Source organism: Pseudomonas sp. KD5, from assembly GCF_012932895.1.
Classification (GTDB): Bacteria; Pseudomonadota; Gammaproteobacteria; order Pseudomonadales; family Pseudomonadaceae; genus Aquipseudomonas.
The window spans coordinates 308,023-327,789 of record NZ_JDWJ01000006.1; the positions used below are offsets into that span (position 1 = coordinate 308,023).

The following is a 19,767-nucleotide window of genomic DNA, read 5'->3' on the forward strand; positions in this document are numbered from 1 at the left end:
GGGAGCTTGCTCCCGCTGGATCGCGAAGCGATCCCAAAACAGGCAATGCGTTCAGTCAGACAAATCCCGTCAGCAGGTTTTGCGACTGCTGCGCAGCCGAGCGGGAGCAAGCTCCCTCGCCACAAAAGCCTGTATACCACGGTCCTACATGACCGAGTCCGAACCCAAGGAAACCGTATGAGCCTGTCACTCCTGAGCCGCTACGCCTTCTTTGCCGTCTGTGTGATATTCACCCTCGCCAGCCTGCCCTTCCTGGCATACGACTGGCTCTGGCCGATCACCGCCGTCACCGGCGTCCTCAGCCTGGTGGGTCTGTTCGACCTGCTGCAAAGCCCCCATGCGGTGCGCCGCAACTACCCGATCCTGGGCAATATCCGTTATCTGGTGGAGGGCATTCGCCCGGAAATCCGCCAGTACCTGCTCGAATCCGACAGCGATGCCCTGCCCTTCTCCCGGGCCCAGCGTTCGCTGGTGTATTCGCGGGCCAAGAACGAGAGTGCCGATAAACCTTTCGGCACGCTGATCGACGTGTATCAATCGGGTTTCGAATTCATCGGCCACTCGATGCGCCCGGCGCCGTTGAGCGACCCAAGCAGTTTCCGGGTGATGGTCGGCGGCCCGCAGTGCACCCAGCCGTACTCGGCGTCGGTGTTCAACATCTCGGCCATGAGCTTCGGCTCCCTCAGCGCCAACGCCATTCGCGCGTTGAACCAGGGCGCCAAACTCGGCAACTTCGCCCATGACACCGGCGAAGGCAGCATCAGCCCCTATCACCGGGAAAACGGCGGCGACCTGACCTGGGAACTGGGCAGCGGCTACTTCGGCTGCCGCACCGCCGATGGCCGCTTCGACCCGGAACGCTTCGCCGCCCAGGCACAGAACCCGCAAGTGCGGATGATCGAAATCAAAATGAGCCAAGGCGCCAAACCCGGCCACGGCGGCATTCTGCCCAAACACAAAGTCACCCAGGAAATCGCCGAAACCCGTGGCATCCCGATGGGCGAAGACTGCATTTCGCCGTCGCGCCACAGTGCGTTTTCCACACCGATCGAAATGATGCACTTCATCGCGCAACTGCGTGAACTGTCCGGCGGCAAACCCGTGGGTTTCAAGTTCTGCCTGGGCCACCCGTGGGAATTCATGGGCATCGCCAAGGCCATGCTGGAAACCGGCATCCTCCCGGACTTCATCGTGGTCGACGGCAAGGAAGGTGGCACCGGCGCCGCGCCTGTGGAATTCACCGACCACATCGGCGTACCGATGCGTGAAGGCCTGTTGTTCGTGCACAACACCCTGGTGGGCCTGAACCTGCGGGACAAGATCAAACTCGGCGCCAGCGGCAAAATCGTCAGCGCCTTCGACATCGCCAGCGTCCTGGCCATCGGCGCCGACTGGGCCAACTCGGCGCGCGGCTTCATGTTCGCCATCGGCTGCATCCAGTCGCAAAGCTGCCACACCAACAAATGCCCGACCGGCGTCGCCACCCAGGACACCCTGCGCCAGCGCGCGCTGGTTGTTCCGGACAAGGCCCAGCGTGTGTACAACTTCCATCGCAATACACTGAAGGCCCTGGCCGAAATGCTCGCCGCCGCGGGTCTCGACCATCCTTCACAGCTGTCGGCCAAGCATCTGGTGCGACGCATGTCGGCGACCGAGATCAAGTTGTTTTCGCAGTTGCATGTGTTCTTGAAACCGGGGGAGTTGCTGACCGGTGAGGTGAATGGCGAGTTTTACTCGCGGATGTGGCAGATGGCACGGGCGGATAGTTTTGAGCCTAATGATGCGGCTGCTGCATAGCGTGTGTTTGCGCGCCAATCTCAGCGGTTGGCGCGTCCTCCACGATGAACAAACGAGCCTCACTGCCCCCTTCCCTTAGCGTCAGCACCTGCTTCCAATGTTTCGGAAACAAAGCGTCATGCTCAGGACGAGCAATGCCCGTCACCCACCAGACTCTCCTGGCATTGAGTTTCAGGGTCGAAAAATCATTGAAGAAAATCGAGTGCAGGTGACGGGGAATGAGTGCCCAGCCACCGTATTCGGCGGTTCCCCACAAGGTGCCGGTCGCTGTTTTGAAGACGTATAGCCTCGGCTGAATGCCTGTCGAGTTGTAGTACATGAACGGCAAGTACCAATACAGGTTATCCACAACGATTTCGTCATCCGGATGGGCTTCACGGCCGAGACCGGCGACGACGGCATCCAGCTTCGCGTCTCTGCGAATAGTGGTGCCGTTCATCTCATCCGTTTGTGCGTAAATCGCTGACAGTCCGTGCACTTGCACCAAGACAATAAAAACCATGGCGACAGCAGCAAGGACAGCGTGGCGTTGGCTCAATGCGTCCAGTGCGAGCGCAACGATAAGGGGCAACGCAGCGGCGGCGAATACCAGGTACCTGGCATTGAAAACCGGCACGATCAGCGACACCAGAAACACGGTCAGCGCCGGCACAAAGAAATAACTCACCAGCAAGACGCTGAAAGGTCGTTCATTACGTGCTTTGAGCAGTACCGCAGCGGCGCAAACAATGATCAAGACCAAGGGTGTCACGCGCCATAAGTCACTGGTCGAACCCTCCATCACCACCAGTTGCCAAACGAAGGTCAGCACCGTCGGCCAGGTGAGTGGCGGTATCCATTCGAGCCCATCCATTCGCAGCAATTGACTGATGAGAGGCGGTGCCCACGGCAGGTACAACACGACGATTGCACTGTTGGCCAATATCCACGCACGTACCGATACCGTACCCTGGACCTTGCGCACTCGCCACCAAAAAAGCCAATGCACCAACACGCACAATGCGGCGAAGTAGTGCGTGTAAAAAGCCGCCGTCATCAGCAGCACGTAAACGACCGGGTAACGCTTTTGATCCGGCGCCTTGACCCAGCACACCAGCGCCACAGTCGCGCCCATCAGCCAAAACCCCAACAAGGTGTACATTCGCACTTCCTGGCTGTAGCGCACCGATATCGGCAGCAACGCCAACAACAATGCTGCGATCCATGTCGCCCTTCGCGTCGCCAACAGGCTCATCAATTTAATGCCCAGCAACAACGTGCCGACATCAGCCAGAGCACTCAGGGACCGCGCAGACAACACGCCATGACCGAACAGCACCATCCAGTAATGCAGCAAGACATAGTAAAGCGGCGGATGAACATCCCGAGCCGTTGTGGCCCAGATGTACGCAGGCGAGCCCTCGGCCAGCAGTATGCTGTAAGCCTCGTCGTACCAGATGACCGGCACGGTGATAGCGTGAAATCTCGCCAACAATGCGATCACCAGCACCACCAGCAAACCCGCACCGTCGGCAACCCCGGATGGCAAGCGTTTGAGATAGATCGCAGGAGCGCTCACCGTTTTCACCACGCAAGCGTGGCGATCGGCGTTGGCTCTTTCATCACGATGAAACCGTAGTCACCCAACAGATAGAGGCTGTAGAACTTGTTATCCACCAGCGGTGGATAACCCTGATAACCCATCAGCGTCGCGTTGCGTCGCTCCCGCTCCGCGACCACGTTGGTGATGCCCGCTTTCGGCAGGTTTTCCGCCAGCATGTAGAAGTTGATGTTCAGCAGATAATGCAAAACCGGCATCTGCTTGAACGAGCCCGCAGCCTCCACCAGCCAGTGATCGGAATAACTCACCGACATGTAAATGCGCTTGGCCTCACGCAGTTGCCGATGGGATGCAATGTCATGCCCCAGGGAAAACAACGCGCTGGAGGCAAAGGTGTTCTGCACCGACAGCACGCGGCCATAGGCGTAGGACAGCGAAAGCATGGCCAACAGAGGAACCACCAACAGCAGCGTCAGCCGCTCATGAATGCGTGCCAACGCCAGATGGCTCAAATAGAACAGCAGCACCAACAGCACCGCGAACCCCATCAGAGTTCTGGCGCCTTCATTGAAATCCCGGAAAAACAACACAGCCCCCGACACTAGAAAAATCACGGTCGGCACGGACAGCACACATGCCAGGCCCATCAGCACTCTTCTCAACGCCGTGTCCTGGCGTGCCACCACGTTCCGGGCCAGCTGCACGCTGCCCGCGATGGCGCACAACAGCAGCACGGCGAACACCCAGGCGAATCCCCCGTGAAACAGCAGCGCGACTTTTTCCAGCACGCGGCCGATGTTGATTTCCAGTTGCAGCCAGGGTGCTGCCGCCCAGTTCAGGAACAAAACGCGGGTCTGATCCATGTATGGATAAGCGGTGACGCTGTAGATCAACCCGCCGAGCACCACCTGCGCGAGTTTCCAGCCGATCAACTCGCACCATTGCGGCCAGGCCCATTTATCGTTCGCGCCCCTGAGCAGTTCGAGGCAACACAGGCCCAGAAATACATTAATACTCACCTGATAGAGCCCCAGCCCCAGGGCAATCAGGAAGGCCGGCACCAGCCATTGCAGGATGCGCGAAGGATGACGAAACGTGATCGCATAGATCACCGCCACCAGGCTCAAGGCATTGGTCGGTCCGTCGTATTGATACGACAGGTTCTGCAGGAAGAACGGGTTGTACCAGAGCGGCAACACCACCATGCAGCAGGATAGCGTCGGCTGCGGGTAGTAATGAAACGTCAGGCTGGTCAACGCAAAAGTCATGGCCAGGGAGGCGATCAACAGCGGCAACGGAAAGATGTTCGGCGCGGCATCGCTGAAGGTCAGCGCGTTGTAGAACAGCTCGGTGAACAACCGCCCCTGCCCCACCCAGTCCGTGCCGGCGGACAGCGAACGCCAGTTGTCATCGATGTAGGGATAGTCGGCGAGGATCAGCGGAATGACATAGATCAGCGTCGCGAGTTGAAAAAACAGCCAGACCCGACGACGGCCGATTTCGCCGCTGAAAAAATCGCCCAGTCTGCCCATGCTAAAGCCCGACCCGGTCTTTGCCGCCGATGACGTCTTTGATCACATACCGGGGCCGATGCTTGGCTTCGATGTAGATGCGACCGACATACTCTCCAAGAATGCCGATGCCGATCAGTTGCACACCGCCCAGAAACAATATGGCCGTCATCAACGAAGGGTAACCGGGGACGCTGTTGCCGAAGAAAATCTTGTCCAGCACCATGTACACCGCATACAGCACCGCGAAGATTGAAATGCCGCCGCCGATGTAAGTCCACAACTGCAAGGGTACGGTGCTGAACGAGGTAATGCCTTCCAGCGCCAGGTTCCACAGCTTCCAGCCATTGAATTTGCTGCGTCCCGCCACCCGCTGGGCCCGCTCGTACTCCACCACCACGGTGGTGAAACCGGCCCACGATAGAACGCCTTTCATGAACAACTGATGCTCGGGGAGTGCGCGAATCACATTGACCACCTTGCGGTCCATGAGGCGGAAATCCCCGACGTTCTCTTCGATACGGGTGTAGGAAATCCTGTTCAGCAGGTGGTAGAACATTGCCGCACTGTGGCGTTTTAAATAACTGTCGCTGGCACGATCCCGGCGCTTGGCGAGTACCACATCGGCACCCTTTTGCCACTCGGCAATCAACCGCGGGATGACGCTGATCGGGTCCTGCAGGTCCACGTCCATGGGGATCACCGCATCGCCGGTGGCGTACTCCAGCCCGGCAAACAACGCCGGCTCCTTGCCGAAGTTGCGCGAGAAATTGATCAGCAATACCTGTTCATCGACCTGAGCCAGCGCTTTGGCCTGCTCAGCCGTCTGGTCGGTACTGCCGTCGTTGATGAACACGATCTCGACTTCATAAGGGTCAAGTTTCAACTCACGACGCACCGCTTGGTGGAACAGACTGATCGCCTGCTCTTCGTTGAATACCGGGACAATCAGCGAAACCTTCACGTTTCACACTCCTGAGAACCGAAGTGTAGATGCTCGCCAGATGCCATCATGGGGAGTTCTGGTGCGCGGACAGTCCGGCAGACCGACGGCCACGCCGCTCTATCCGTTCGCTATAAGCATCTGAGACATTCGGTAATATCCAGCCTTTTGCAATTGCCTGTGAATAACGGCACCCTGCGCGCCGCCAATGTGCGGCGCACCCTCTTTTGCGGCGCCGGCAACTCCTTATTCAACAGCCCGTTCAAGAGCCCGCCTTCATGACGTCTGGACGCGATCACCGAATCGACTTTTTCCGCGGCCTGGCCCTGATCTTTATCTTCTGGGACCACGTGCCGCAGAACCCGCTCGCGCAGTTCACGGTGCGTAACTTCGGCTTCAGCGATGCGGCGGAGATTTTCGTGTTCCTGGCCGGTTACGCGGCCGTGCTGGCCTACGGCAAGATCGCCCGGCGCGACGGGCTCATGGTCGCTACGGTGAAGATCCTGCGACGCGCCTGGGTGCTTTATGTAGTGCACATCTTTTTGCTGGCGCTGCTGATGGGCATCGTATTTTTCGCCAACAGCCACGTGGAAACCCGCGATCTGGTGCAGGAAATGGGCTTGCAGTATTTCCTGAGCAATCCGCAGCAGGCGTTGATGGATGAATTGCTGCTGCGCTTCAAACCGAACCTGATGGACCCGTTGCCGCTGTACATTCTGTTGCTGCTCGGCCTGTCGCTGGTACTGCCGATGCTGCTGCGCAAGGCTGAATACGTGGTGGGGCTGTCGGTGGTGTTGTACCTGCTGGCGCCATGGTTGCAGTGGAACCTGGCGGGCACCGACGGGGGGGTGTGGTTTTTCAATCCGATGGCCTGGCAGCTGCTGTTTATTCTCGGGGGCGCAGCGGCGATTCACCGGCAAAGGCCTCGGGCGCCGCAACCTCGACCGCTGACTCGACAGCCGGTTTTCATCGCGGCTCTGACCTATCTGGTAATGACCGGGATGATCGCGCTGTCGTGGAAATGGCCGACCGTGCATGACGAGTTCATGCCCCAATGGCTCGGCGAATGGCTCTATCCGATCAGCAAGACCAACCTCTCACCGGCGCGTCTGCTGCACTTCCTCGCCCTCGCCTACGTCACCGCCAGGTTGTTGCCGGACACGGGCTGGACGCAACACTGGCTGGCGCGACAAAGCTGTCGCATGGGCCGATATTCTCTGGAGGTGTTCTGTTTTGGTGTGTTGCTGGCGCCGTTGGCGGACATGCTCAATGCCTTGGGTGGGAACGTATTGGCGATGCAGCTATTCAGCGCAATGTTGGGGGTCGGGTTGATGGCGTTGCTGGGGGTTTGGCTGGATTTCAATAAGCGGTTGAATGTGCCGATACCCGTGGCAGCCGTTTAAATGCAAAAGCCCCGATCATTCTGACTGGGGCTTTTGCATGGCTGGCGTTACAACTTACGAAGCCGAACGCACCGCGCCTTGCGTCACGTTGGTCGGCTGCAACTTGAACATGTAGAACAACACCGTCAGCAGTACCAGGAACGCCGGGCCCACATACAGCGCCACTCGGGTGTCCGGGAAGTACGCCATCAGGCCGACCACCAGCACCAGGAAAGCCAACGCCAGATACGAACTGATCGGGTACAGCCACATGCGGTATTTCAGGCCGGCACGTTCGCTGGCGCTCAGGCCTTTGCGGAACTTGAGCTGGGCCAGCAGGATCATCACCCAGGTCCAGATCGCGCCGAAGGTGGCTATCGCGGTAACCCAGACGAAAACCTTCTCAGGCACCATGTAGTTGAGCAGCACGCCCAGCAACAACGCGCCGATCGACAACAGCAACGCACGACGGGGCACACCGCCGTTCGAGGTTTTGGCGAAACCGGCCGGGGCCTGGCCGTTCTGCGCCAGGCTGTAGAGCATGCGCCCGGTGCTGAAGATGCCGCCGTTGCAGGACGACAACGCCGCGGTGATCACCACGAAGTTGATGATGCCAGCGGCGGTCTTGATGCCCAGACGCTCGAAGGTCATCACGAACGGGCTGCCCTGGGTGCCGATGGCGTTCCATGGGTAGATCGACAGAATCACAAACAGGGCGCCGACGTAGAACAGCAGAATCCGCCAGAACACCGAGCCGATAGCATTGGGGATGGTCTTCTGCGGGTTCTTCGCTTCACCGGCGGTCAGGCCGATCATCTCGACGCCGAGGTAGGCGAACATCACCATTTGCAGGGACATCAACACGCCTTGCACGCCGTTGGGCATGAAGCCGCCGTGGGCCCACAGATTGGAAATCCCCAGGGCGACGCCGTCGTTGCCGAAGCCGAACGCGATCACGCCGATACCGCCGACCACCATCGCAATGATGGTGACGATCTTGATCAGGGCGAACCAGAATTCGAACTCACCGAAGGCTTTCACCGCGATCAGGTTGATAGAGCCCATGCTGACCAGCGCGGCGAGTGCCCAGATCCAGCGCGGCACGTCGGGGAACCAGACGCCCATGTACACCGCCACTGCGGTGATTTCCGCGACGCAGGTCACCAGCCACAGGAACCAGTAGTTCCAGCCGGTCAGAAAACCCGCCAAAGGCCCGAGGTAATCCTGGGCATAACGGCTGAACGAGCCGGCGACCGGATTGTGCACGGCCATTTCGCCGAGGGCACGCATGATCACCAGGATCGCCAGACCGCCGATGATGTAGGAGAGCATGATGGCCGGGCCGGCCATTTCGATGGCCTTGGCCGAACCCAGGAACAGGCCGACGCCGATACAGGCACCGAGTGCCATCAGGCGAATATGCCGTTCGCCCAGTTCGCGTTTAAGCGGGCCGCCCTGAGCGGTCTCGCCGTGAGGCAGGTGATTGCCGACTGGCATAGGGGTGCAACCTCGTCTTGTTATTGGATATGACCACCGAGTGTCGAAGCGCCGACCGATAGGCCAGTGCCTGGTGAAACCGGGCCTGTCTTGTGGACAGACACGTCTTGTAGGACAAAACCTCCAAGATCAGCGGGGCGTGCAGTATAAAAAGCTAACGACAGGTGTTTTCACTATATAAAACACAATATTCAGCGATAACTAACGGGTAATTCCCGCAGAACGGAGTGGCATTACCTGGCTTATGCAGGTTTTTTCGCCACTGAAACCGCACGGAGTATTGCACAGCAATGGTGCATCGTCATGCCCCTACCTAGGCAGCATTTACCTCTCCGATGCGTCTAGCTCAACCCTTTCAGACGACACCTCCTGTGAATAGGAGGTTTCCTGTGGCGAGGGGGCTTGCCCCCGTTGGACTGCGCAGCAGTCCCAAAAACCAGCAGCACTTGATTTTTTCAGACACACCGCATGTACAGGATTCACGACTGCTGCGCAGCCGAACGGGGGCGAGCCCCCTCGCCACAGGAATCCTCCTCACCAAAGTAAGCCCCCTCACCACAATAGGTTTCTTGCTGCAGTGAATCCTTCACAGGAATCAGAATCTTCACTCAGCATTTGCAGAACCGAAACAGACAATCGGGCACTAGCGTGGAAGGGTCACCTGACTATTACGCAAGGAAGCAATGGATTGCCTACTCAACCAAACTCTCATCGCCTGCGCTTTGGCAGAGCCTCTGAAAACGGCCGCGCTTACCTCATCACCGCAGTTATTCACGAGCGCCAACCCATATTCTCTGACTGGCGATTGGGGCGTCTGCTTGTCGCAGAACTGCGCCGAGCTCACGATGCGGGTTTAGTGAATTCAATTGCCTGGGTTGCGATGCCCGATCATTTTCATTGGCTAATGCAACTGCAGGGCAACAATCTGGGCAATGTTGTCGGCTCTACCAAGTCACGCTGCACCCTGGCAGTGAACAAAATGAACGGTCGGTGTGGTCCGCTATGGCAAAGCGGCTACCACGACCGGGCAATCCGCGATGGAGAAGAACTCCTGCCATTCGCTCGTTACATTGTTGCCAATCCTTTAAGAGCGGGGCTGGTCAAGAAAATTGGCGATTACCCGCTATGGGATGCCTGCTGGCTATAAATATCTGTGAGGGATTTCTGTGACGAGGGGGGCTGTTGTGGCGAGGGGGCTTGCCCCCGTTGGACTGCGCAGCAGTCCCCAAAAAACAGCAGCACTGAATTTTTCAGGCACGCCGCATTTAAAGGGCTCACGGCTGCTGCGCAGCCGAACGGGGGCAAGCCCCCTCACCACAGTAAGCCCCCTCACCACAGTAAGTCCCTGTCCACAGTAAGCTCCCTTGCCACAGGTAATGATGCGCATCTGATATTTGGTTGTTCACAATTTTTTCACCAATGCCAACCACCGTCTAAGCTTCAAACAAGTCCGATCAATCTGCGTGAATGGATCAGTCGACTATGGGCGCTTTGTGGCAAACCGATTCGAGTGACACTGTGGTTCCGACTGAACGTGTGGATGAAGCGCCTTTACCTGAAAAACCCCGTCGTTCACGGCACGGCTGGGGGGCGTTCTGGTTGCTGCTGCTGATTATCCTGATTGTCCTGGGCCTGGCCGCAGCCAAGGAAATGCGCACCTCCAAGTTCCAAGCCCGGGAAATCAGCAAATATGCCGCCTCGCTGAAATACGAACTGCAACCCGGCCCCAGCGACGCGATTCGCTACCCTGGCGAAGGCCCGTTCGATCAGCGTCTGGGCTACAGCTCCCTGGATGAATTTCTGCCGCGCCTGCTCAAACGCGATTACGTGATAGCGGCGCAAACCCGCTTTTCGCCTGCGCTGATGAAGTACAGCGACAAGGGCTTTTTCATTCCCTATACCGAGAAAATCCAGGCCGGGCTGTCGATCACCGATTGCCGCGCGGCCCCGCTGTACCAGTTCAAGTATCCACAACAGCTCTATTCAAGCTTTGCGGCGATCCCGCCGGTGGTGGTCAACAGCTTGCTGTTCATCGAAAACCGCTTTCTGCTCGATCCGCGCCAGCCCCTGGCCAACCCCGCCGTGGACTGGCCGCGGTTCGGCATGGCCGCGTGGTCCCAGGTAGCCAAGCTGTTGCGCCTGCCCGGCCAATCGGCGGGCGGCAGTACACTGGCGACACAGCTTGAGAAATATCGACACTCACCCGACGGCTTGACCGTGTCGGGCGCGGAAAAAATCCGCCAAATGATTTCCGCCAGCGTGCGGGCCTATCAGACGGGGCCGGAAACCCTTCAGGTACGGCAAAATGTGATTCGCGATTACCTCAACAGTGTTCCGCTGTCCGCGGTACCGGGCCACGGTGAAGTGCATGGCATGGCCGAAGGTCTGCGTGTGTGGTACGGCGCCGACTTCAACAAGGCCAACGAACGGCTGGCCAGCACCGACACCGATCAGAAAAGCCTGGCGGAGAAAGGCCTGGCCCTGCGTGAAATGCTGTCGCTGATGATTGCTCAACGCCGCCCTTCCCACTACTTGACCAAGGGCCGCGATGAATTGGCCAGCCTGACCGACAGCCATATTCGCCTGCTGTCACAAAATGGGGTGATCGATGCGCCGCTCGCGGCGGCGGCACTGGCCAGCCAAGTGACCTATCGCGACTGGCAGACCCAGCCCACCATCCAACCGATCGAAACCAACAAAGGCATCAGTGTCGCGCGCAGTCGGCTGGGCAGTTTGCTCAACCGTCCGCTGTATGACCTCGACCGCCTCGACCTTTCCGCCACCAGCACCCTGCAAGGCGAGCTGCAAACCCAGGCCACCGCATACCTCAAGCATCTGGCCGACCCAGCCTATGCAGCGGAAATCGGCCTGATCGGCGAACGCCTGCTCACCCCCACCAGCACCACGCAGGTGCGCTACAGCTTCACCCTGTTCGAACTGACCCCGGACGGCTCGCGGGTAAGGGTGCAGACCGACAGCACCGACCAACCGTTCGACATCAATGAAGGCAGCAAGCTGGAACTGGGCTCCACCGCAAAAATGCGCGTGCTCACCACCTACCTGCAGATCATCTCCGAATTGCACGATCGCTACGCAGGCATGACCGTTGCCGAACTGAAGAAAACCGAAGTCGCCGAACAGGATCGCCTGAGCAGTTGGGCCGTCGAGTACATGATTCAGAACACGGACCGCAGCTTGCCAAAAATGCTCGGCGCCGCCCTGGATCGCAAATATTCCGCCAGCCCCGGCGAGGCCTTTTTCACCGGCGGCGGGCTGCACACGTTCGTTAACTTCCGCAAGGAAGACAACGGCCGCATGCCGACCCTGCGCGATGCCATTCGTGAGTCGATCAACCTGCCGTTCATTCGGCTGATGCGCGACCTGGTGCGCTACAGCACCTACGCAGGCCCCAACAGCAGCGCCGAATTGCTCAAGGACGACCGCGACCCGCGGCGTCAGGAATACCTGGCCCAGTTCGCCGACCGCGAAGGCACCGCATTCCTGTTGCGATTCTGGAAGAAGTACCAGAACAAAGACACTCAGACCCGCCTCGAGACCTTCCTCGACAGCATGCACCCGACACCGATCCGCATGGCTGCCGTGCATCGCTACCTATTCCCGCAGGCCGACCAGGAGAGCTTCAACACCTTCGTGCGTTCACACCTCAAAGGCGCCAAGCTCACGGAAAAACTCACCGACGAACGCCTCGAACGCCTGTACCTGAGTTACGGCCCGGGCAGCTACGACCTGCCGGATCAGGGCTTCATCGCCAAGGTCCACCCGCTGGATCTGTGGCTGATGGGCTACTTGCTGAACAACCCCGACGCCAAGTTCAGCCAGATCGTCAAAGCCAGCGAATTCGAACGCCAGGAGGTTTACAGCTGGCTGTTCAAAAGCAAACACAAGGGTGCCCGTGACAGCCGCATCCGCACGATGCTGGAGATCGAGGCGTTCCTCGACATTCATCAACGCTGGCAGAAAGTCGGCTATCCGTTCGACCACCTGGTGCCCTCGCTGGCCACCGCCATCGGCAGCTCCGGCGACCGCCCCGCCGCGCTGGCGGAGCTGATCGGCACCATCCTCAACGACGGTGTACGCCTGCCGACGCTGCGTATCGACAGCCTGCACTTCGCGGCCGGTACGCCCTATGAAACCCAACTGATCAACAATCCGGTCGTCGGCAAACGCGTAATGCCTTCCGAGGTGGCAACCGCCATGCGCGAGGCCTTGTCGCAAGTGGTGGATGCCGGCACGGCCAAACGCGTGGCAGGCAGTTTCAAACTGGCCAACGGCACCCCGCTGGCCATGGGCGGTAAAACCGGGACCGGCGACAACCGCATCGAAGCCATCGGTCCGGGAGGGCGGATTCTGAGCTCGAAATCGATCAACCGCACCGCAACATTCGTGTTCTACATCGGCGATAGCCATTTCGGCACCTTGACCGCCTACGTGCCGGGGCGCTCGGCCGAAGCCTTCAAATTTACTTCGGCGCTGCCGGTGCAAGTGCTCAAGGGCATGGCACCGATTCTGATGCCTTACCTGCAACCGGGGAGTCATACAGGATGCCTGCCTGTTGAAGTCGCCCGACACTGATCACGGGTGGTAATTAATTATTTTCGGCATTGATAATCTCAATGCGTCGGCAAGTATCCACACGTATTCAAGAACAGTAATTCAGACTTTTACTTTGAGCCTTGGGAGTTAGGCTGGTGACTCTCATGGATATTCAAGGTTTTATAAAAACATGTCTGAAATACAAGGAAGTATATTGGGTGATTCATTACCGGAAACTGCCGATTTAAATGGCCGCCATTACGATTTTATCCAAAACCGGATCCACCCCATCTTCAAAAGCGCCTCTTTGCAAAGGGCTCAGGAGCTAAGCCTCACTCAAACGGCAATCGGGCAATGGATAAAGACCGCCACAGACATCGATCACACCCGATTACAAGAGTCCAATATCAAACTCTGGTCCGCTCAAAACAGGGTAGAACGGGCTCTTGAAGAGTTACAAAACATTTATAAATTCGCCGAACCGTTACTGACCGACGCGTTGTTGGAACAATACGGTGTCGACGTTGATGTAAAGACAACCTGCCTGCATCTTTACTTACCCAGAGAACGCCCTTGGTATGTCGTTGACCTCTCAGGCGGTGTGGTGACCCGTACGGTCTCATTGTTGGACGCCGCCCTGCACAACTTCGCGCTGACCGAAACCTGCGAATCGGGCTCGGACTTTATCAGTCAACCCGATGCGCGCGGGCACTTCGACATTCGGCCGATCAAACACAAAATGTCCATCGCACAATTTCAGACCTTATGTCGTGAATTGGACATCGGCGCCCGCTACACCCGATACCTCGAAGAACAGTTGCTGCCCAGTGACGGCCTTGCTCAGGACATGTTGAAACTCAACATCGTCAATTACGAGAAAGCCGCGTTCAAAGCGGCTGCTCAACAGGCGGTGATGACCGATGACATTGACGCCGACGCCCGCGATTTGATCCTGAAGATGCTTGATGGTCAGCGCAACCTCACCCGTAAAGGCCGGGTGATGCACTTCGCTGAATTGTCCATTATGGATAGCCAGTTGACCGGGATCGTACTGATCACACCGGACTTGGGTCGAACCCGCGATGTCGTACCAATATTTGCTTACGTCCCGCAAGACCCGGAGCATCCACTGAAAGAGTACCCGTCGACTATCGCATTCATGAATGAACTGACTCGCCAACTGCGTGATGACGCTGTCATATCGTCTACCGGAATGACTTATCGCCAGTACTTCAGCCGGTTCGTAAACCACTCCGAGCGCGGGCATTTTTTCGGCGGGTTGGCGCAACGCCTGTTCGAGGTTAAATGGCATCAAAAAGAGCCACTGGACCAACGCCCGAGCTGGCGGGAAGAGCCGGTCAGCCCCCCCAATCTACAGTTCAGCACCGCACCTATGCGCGGTGAGTTATGGGAGCACCTCTATCAGCAGAAGCTGAACAAGATCCTCAATGATGCGCGACACATCGCGGTGTCCACCGCCGATACCGATCGCAATGCCCGATGGGCCTGGTGGGAGAACGTCAAGAAAATTGTCTCGGACATCTTCAACGTCGCACTGATGGTCGTCACGCCATTCGTTCCGGGGCTGGGTGAATTGATGATGGTCTACACCGCCTATCAGATGGCCAGCGATGTCATCGAAGGCATCGTCGACATGACGTTGGGGCTATGGACCGAAGCTGCCGAGCATATCGTCGGCGTGGTGACGGATGCCATTCAACTGGCGGCGTTTGCTGCCGGCGTGAAGATTGGCGAGGTCGCTCGCTTGAAACTATCACCGCTGATCGAAGGCATGAAACCGGTGGCACTGCCCAACGGCCAGCCGCGCTTGTGGCATCCCGACCTCAAGCCCTACGAGCAGCCGGACATCGAGTTACCGGCCGACTCCGTGCCTGACGCATTGGGTCTGCATACCCACGAAGGTCAGAAGATTCTGCTGCTGGACAACAAACATTACGCCGTGCAAAACGACCCGAAAACGGGCACCTATTGTGTCAAACACCCCCATCGCGGCGAGGCCTATTTACCCGAGCTGAAACACAATGGCTTCGGCGCCTGGACACATGAAGCGGAAAACCCGCAAGGTTGGGACCACCCGACACTGATGCGGCGTCTCGGTCACCGCGTCGACGGTTTCAACGATGCGCAGCTGGAGCAGATTCGCATTGCCAGCGGCACCGAAGCGGCTGCATTACGCCAAATGTACGTCGAAAACATCGCACCGCCGCCGTTGCTCACCGACGGTCTTGATCGCGCAGACATCCAGCAGCAAACCGAGCAGGCTATTGATGACATTCGCTACGGACGGCCTATCGATCCCGCTTCTTACTGGTTCGAACCGCTGGCGACTTACCTTGAAGGCTGGCCCTCGGACAAGGCTCTGAAAGTTTACGCAAACACCGACCTGACAGGTCGGTTCCGCACCTACGGTAATGCCCAGGCGAGCGACGAACAGACGCTCGCCACCAGTCTGTCCCGTCTCATGCAGGGTGACCTGCCAAAGCAGCTCATCGAGTTTCTGAGCGAGGAAGAACTTCAAGCGCTGCTCCGCCCGGATGTCGCCAAGGAAGAACAGCTCCAGGCGCTGCGCAATCAACTGGCTGACGAGGCAGACCGCCTCAGGCCCGATATCTTCAATCAGCGCTATCAAGTTGCACAAGCGAGCGCCAACCCGCAGGTCCAACGACTGCGCGACGTGGCTCCAGAGCTACCGACCCGAGCGGCAACGGTACTGCTCAACAGTGCCAGCGGCGCTGAGCTCGAACGCATGACACAGGACAAACGCCTGCCACTGAACCTGAAAAACCAGGCGCGTGAAGCGGCCTTCGAAACCCGGGCCAACCACGCCTATGAAGGTTTCACCGATGAGGCGCGCTGGGTGCCAGAGACTGAGCGACTGGTGCTGAATGCGCTCAGGATTCACACCGACGTATTCGGCGATTTGCGTATCGACGTCCGCCAGGGCACCAACATCGGGCCGCTACGATGCAGCGTCGGAGCAGAAGACGCGTCGCTCATCCGGGTATTGATCAAGGACGCCGGGGCACGGTACGAAGTGTGGGACGCCGGCAACCACAAATTGCACGAAGCCGACGACTTTTACGAATCGGTACTCAACGCTCTGCCGGCCGGCAAACGCCGGCAACTGGGATATCGAACCGGCCAGGGAGCCTTGTTCAGACAATGGGTGCTGGTCAAAACCGAAGCCCCCGCCGAGCGCCGGATCGCGCTGGCTGAGCCGCCGATTCGTCCGGTCGGCGACCCAGACACCTTGCTGCTGTTGCGTGGCCCGGGCTTATCCACACAAAGGGCCACCCTGGCGGAACGGGTGCAGGGCATTTACCCGCACTTGAACGAGCGCGAGATCAACACCTTTGTCCGCTCGCTGGGCGAAGAACCTCAGGCGCGCCAGACCCTCGATCGACTTGACCGCGAACTGTACGATCTTCAAGTCACACTCAACAAATGGCGGCGTCGCCAACCTGAAACCTGGGGCCCGGATCGGGACGGGTTCGTGAGTGGTGGCGGGTTGCACATTTGCGAGCGGCTCATCGCCTGTTTTCAAAAGAAATCGACGGCTTTTGGCGAGCGCAGCGCCACACTCGAAGGCGGGTATGTGCTGGACCTTTCTACGGAGTTCAACACGCTCGATCTGGAGCTGTGGTGGAGTGAGCTGCCTGATCTCAAGTACTACCTCGACCAGGTCAGTACGCTGAATCTGGACCGCACCGGTTTTTCCACCAGCGCTACAGGGCTGTTGAAGGATTTCCCTAATCTTCGGCAACTAAGTGCCCGAGGCTGCGGATTGGAAAAGCTACCGGTAACGATTGGCAAAATGCATTTCCTTCGCACGCTGCGTTTGATGAACAACCGGATCCGGCTAACCCGCCCGGCCGTCGAGCAACTGCGGCATTTGACGCACATGGAAACGCTCAGGCTCGATGACAACCCACAGTTGGGTCTGCTGCCGAACGTCGAACGCATGCCGAAACTGAAGATTCTGAGTTTGAGCAACACCGGCGCAACTGCCTGGCCTGACGGCCTGTTCGCAAAGCATCGCCCGCGGGGGTTTTATCTGGACCTGATGCAAAACCCGTTGCGCGACATCCCATCGGTCGTTCCCGGCTCGGACGCCGCGCGCCTCGTGGCACGCACGCGACTGTTTCCGACCGATCTTTCGGACACCAACCAGATTGTCTATATGGACTACCGGAAGTCAGTCGGCATCAGCCCGGATCATCTGTACTTGGCCATCGCCGATCGTGCGATCGATCAGTGGCCCATGTCCGACGATTCCCAATGGTGGGGCGACAAGGCCGCAGGCGTGGGCATCTTCAGGGTCGAAGCCTGGCACGACCTGATGACCGAGCCACACTCTCGAGGGTTCTTCCGCTTGATCCAGAAGCAGACCGAATCGGCCGACTACCGCGCCGGTGGCGAGCGGCGCAAACGACTGAGTGATCGCGTATGGCGAATGATCGAGGCCATCGACCTGGACACGACATTGCGCAAAGAATTGTTCGAGATGGCGACCGCACCGACCACCTGCGCCGACGCCGGTGCCCAGGTATTCAACAACATGGGCATCAAAGTCCTGGTCAGCGAGGCCTATGCCCAGTCGACATCGGCCGCGATCCTGGAAAGCAAACTGGTGACCCTGGCCAAAGGCGCCGCGCGTCTCGAACGGGTGGATGACATCGCCCGGGCGGATTTCGCCAGCCGAAAAGGTAATCCCGATGAAGTCCAAGTGTTCCTCGCTTACGAGACCGGCCTTGCCCAGCGTCTCGGCTTACCCTGGCAATCGGAGAGCATGCTCTATCGACCCGTGGCCGGCGTAAGTGCCGAAATGCTCGATACGGCCTTCGATACCGTGATGTCGATGGAAGACGGCGACGGTTTGATCAATCACATGATCGAGCAGTCGTTCTGGGAAAAATACCTGCATGACATGTATCCCGCGGAGTTCAGGCGCAATGCCCGGACGTATGAAATCAGAACCGATCAATTGGATGAATTGCGCGAGGCCCAGCGTTCCTGGGCGAATTCCAAAGGACGGGTGATAGCGCAAAGACAGGCACTCAAGAAGCGACTGCTGGAGCTTGCCAATCAACTGAACGTCCAGGAAGACCGTGTGCTCACCGATGAAGAAATGACCGACGAGGTCTACGGTGGATTGCTGAATGACATCGGCTACGAGGAAAAACAGCTGAGCAGACGATTGACCCGACAGGCGCTGCTCAACGCCGGGTAACCGCCAGTGCCCTGAAGGCAAACAAACGCCTTCAGGGCGTGCTGCGCTTATCCGATATCCGAATCCCAAACCACGGTGAAGCTTCCGGAATATTTGGACGCTTCGCCCGGCTTCAACATGTAGTTCACGTAATAGGGTGCAATCTCGAAATGCAGGATGCCCGGCGCACGCTCCACGTAAAACGCCGGGTTGAATGTTTGCGCGTTCACGTGCCCGACATGCAACGGACGACGCTTGACCGGTTGCCCGTTGGTATCCGTCAAGCCGTTCGGCAAGCTGATGCTGAGTTGCACCACCGCCGCGCGTTGCGAAACGGGGTCGCGAATCATGCAATCGAACAATCCCGGAATGTTGCACTCCAGATGCATCTTGAAGCGGGTCGATGAAGAGATGTTGAACGTCTGATCACGAAACAACCGGGTCGGTTTACGCCCCTGAGCCAGCCAGGACTGCCAGCCACCTTCCGGGACTAGCTCCACACGATCACCGCCAGGAGGTATATCCACTTTCAAGGTGTGTTCAACCGTCAGGGTGAAGTTGAGGTTGATCAAATCGTCGTCGGGCAACATGACATCACCCATATCAAAATCCTGCTGCGGCCCTACGGTGTAGTTCATGACGCCCCGGTAAGTGCCTGTCGACATTTTCAGCGGATCGGGTGTGACCAGCTCATATGAAAAACCGACATCCTGATAGGCAAATCCCAGCGTCTCGGGAATCGGTTGGTAGGCCCGTTTCGCACAGCTCCCCGCATTGGCCGGCACTCGCCAGAAAAACGCGTAGTAATACGCGCTCCCATAACCCACGCCGCCATAATTGCACGGTGCAGGCGCATTGACCCAGGAGGCGTCCCAAACGCCTCCAGGAAGAGGCTCCTTGATCGTGTACGCCGCCCCTATGCCGTTGACGCGCATTTTTACCGTCTCGGCTTTGCCGGTGCCGTCATGGATGACCGTGACTTCCTTCCAGTACGACGGTGTCCGGAACATCGCGCCTTGACGTTCGGCATGCTCAGGCAGGATAGGCGCGATGGATCTGAATCGAATCGGTAGCGCGATGCTGAAGATGCCATCGGCGCAATAAGCCGGATGATCCTTGCAATACCCCCCTTGCGGGGTCGTGTTCTTGAATTCGTTGTGCATGGGCTTTGCCGGGTCTGGCCGAAACACTGCCGTCAAATCCACAGATACCGCGCCCGCCGACACAGTAAATCCCCCGGTCAATAACAGCGCACTCAACTGGCTCGTTATTCTGATTTTGTCCATGATTCATACAGTCCTTTTGGGTGTTTC

10 protein-coding genes are annotated in these 19,767 nt (G+C 58.3%); 5 read left to right on the forward strand and 5 right to left on the reverse strand.

What is annotated here, in order from left to right; genetic code table 11:
- Window positions 1–177: 177 nt before the first annotated feature.
- Complete coding sequence (locus AF70_RS15810; RefSeq protein WP_028939468.1) at window positions 178–1,797, forward strand: FMN-binding glutamate synthase family protein; 1,620 nt, start codon at window positions 178–180, stop codon at window positions 1,795–1,797.
- Here AF70_RS15810 and AF70_RS15815 read toward each other — a convergent pair.
- The 3 genes from AF70_RS15815 to AF70_RS15825 are packed head-to-tail and all read right to left on the reverse strand — an operon-like array spanning window position 1,775 to window position 5,812.
- The gene (locus AF70_RS15815) at window positions 1,775–3,364 is read right to left on the reverse strand and encodes a glycosyltransferase family 39 protein (protein ID WP_028939469.1); all 1,590 of its coding nucleotides are present in this window, start codon (window positions 3,362–3,364) and stop codon (window positions 1,775–1,777) included. The two genes, AF70_RS15810 and AF70_RS15815, sit on opposite strands and share 23 nt — an antisense overlap.
- Window positions 3,361–4,869, reverse strand: a complete 1,509-nt coding sequence (locus tag AF70_RS15820; protein ID WP_028939470.1) for a glucosyltransferase domain-containing protein — start codon at window positions 4,867–4,869, stop codon at window positions 3,361–3,363. Before AF70_RS15820 ends, AF70_RS15815 begins: the two co-directional genes overlap by 4 nt.
- Before the next feature lies 1 nt (window position 4,870).
- The gene (locus AF70_RS15825; protein WP_018926640.1) at window positions 4,871–5,812 is read right to left on the reverse strand and encodes a glycosyltransferase family 2 protein; all 942 of its coding nucleotides are present in this window, start codon (window positions 5,810–5,812) and stop codon (window positions 4,871–4,873) included.
- A 257-nt stretch (window positions 5,813–6,069) separates the two neighbouring features.
- Here AF70_RS15825 and AF70_RS15830 point away from each other — a divergent pair, with 257 nt between their 5' ends.
- Window positions 6,070–7,194: an OpgC family protein gene (locus AF70_RS15830; RefSeq protein ID WP_028939471.1), complete on the forward strand. Its 1,125-nt coding sequence runs from the start codon at window positions 6,070–6,072 to the stop codon at window positions 7,192–7,194.
- A 54-nt stretch (window positions 7,195–7,248) separates the two neighbouring features.
- On the opposite strand, the gene AF70_RS15835 is transcribed toward AF70_RS15830, so the two are convergent.
- Window positions 7,249–8,670: an amino acid permease gene (locus AF70_RS15835; RefSeq protein WP_019581581.1), complete on the reverse strand. Its 1,422-nt coding sequence runs from the start codon at window positions 8,668–8,670 to the stop codon at window positions 7,249–7,251.
- A gap of 688 nt (window positions 8,671–9,358) precedes the next feature.
- Between AF70_RS15835 and AF70_RS15840 the strand changes: the two genes are divergently transcribed.
- The 3 genes from AF70_RS15840 to AF70_RS15850 all read left to right on the forward strand — a co-directional run bounded on the left by AF70_RS15840 (window position 9,359) and on the right by AF70_RS15850 (window position 18,475).
- A complete protein-coding gene (locus tag AF70_RS15840) occupies window positions 9,359–9,817 on the forward strand; it encodes a transposase (protein ID WP_028939472.1) in 459 nt (152 codons plus the stop codon).
- A gap of 335 nt (window positions 9,818–10,152) precedes the next feature.
- Entirely contained in the window at window positions 10,153–13,263 is a 3,111-nt protein-coding gene (locus tag AF70_RS15845) for a transglycosylase domain-containing protein (RefSeq protein ID WP_028939473.1), read from the forward strand.
- 151 nt (window positions 13,264–13,414) lie between these two features.
- Window positions 13,415–18,475 carry an NEL-type E3 ubiquitin ligase domain-containing protein gene (locus tag AF70_RS15850; protein ID WP_028939474.1) on the forward strand — a complete coding sequence of 1,687 codons (5,061 nt, stop codon included), beginning with the start codon at window positions 13,415–13,417 and terminating at the stop codon, window positions 18,473–18,475.
- Window positions 18,476–18,522: 47 nt separating this feature from the next.
- On the opposite strand, the gene AF70_RS15855 is transcribed toward AF70_RS15850, so the two are convergent.
- Entirely contained in the window at window positions 18,523–19,740 is a 1,218-nt protein-coding gene (locus AF70_RS15855; RefSeq protein ID WP_019581585.1) for a hypothetical protein, read from the reverse strand.
- Between the last annotated feature and the right edge of the window lie 27 nt (window positions 19,741–19,767).

Bases quoted from the DNA above. Each gene is read 5' to 3' on its own strand.
- AF70_RS15810 (WP_028939468.1), top strand. From the start codon at position 178: ATGAGCCTGTCACTCCTGAGCCGCTACGCCTTCTTTGCCGTCTGTGTG.
- AF70_RS15820 (WP_028939470.1), bottom strand. From the start codon at position 4,869: ATGGGCAGACTGGGCGATTTTTTCAGCGGCGAAATCGGCCGTCGTCGG.
- AF70_RS15830 (WP_028939471.1), top strand. From the start codon at position 6,070: ATGACGTCTGGACGCGATCACCGAATCGACTTTTTCCGCGGCCTGGCC.
- AF70_RS15835 (WP_019581581.1), bottom strand. From the start codon at position 8,670: ATGCCAGTCGGCAATCACCTGCCTCACGGCGAGACCGCTCAGGGCGGC.
- AF70_RS15845 (WP_028939473.1), top strand. From the start codon at position 10,153: ATGGGCGCTTTGTGGCAAACCGATTCGAGTGACACTGTGGTTCCGACT.
- AF70_RS15850 (WP_028939474.1), top strand. From the start codon at position 13,415: ATGTCTGAAATACAAGGAAGTATATTGGGTGATTCATTACCGGAAACT.
- AF70_RS15855 (WP_019581585.1), bottom strand. From the start codon at position 19,740: ATGGACAAAATCAGAATAACGAGCCAGTTGAGTGCGCTGTTATTGACC.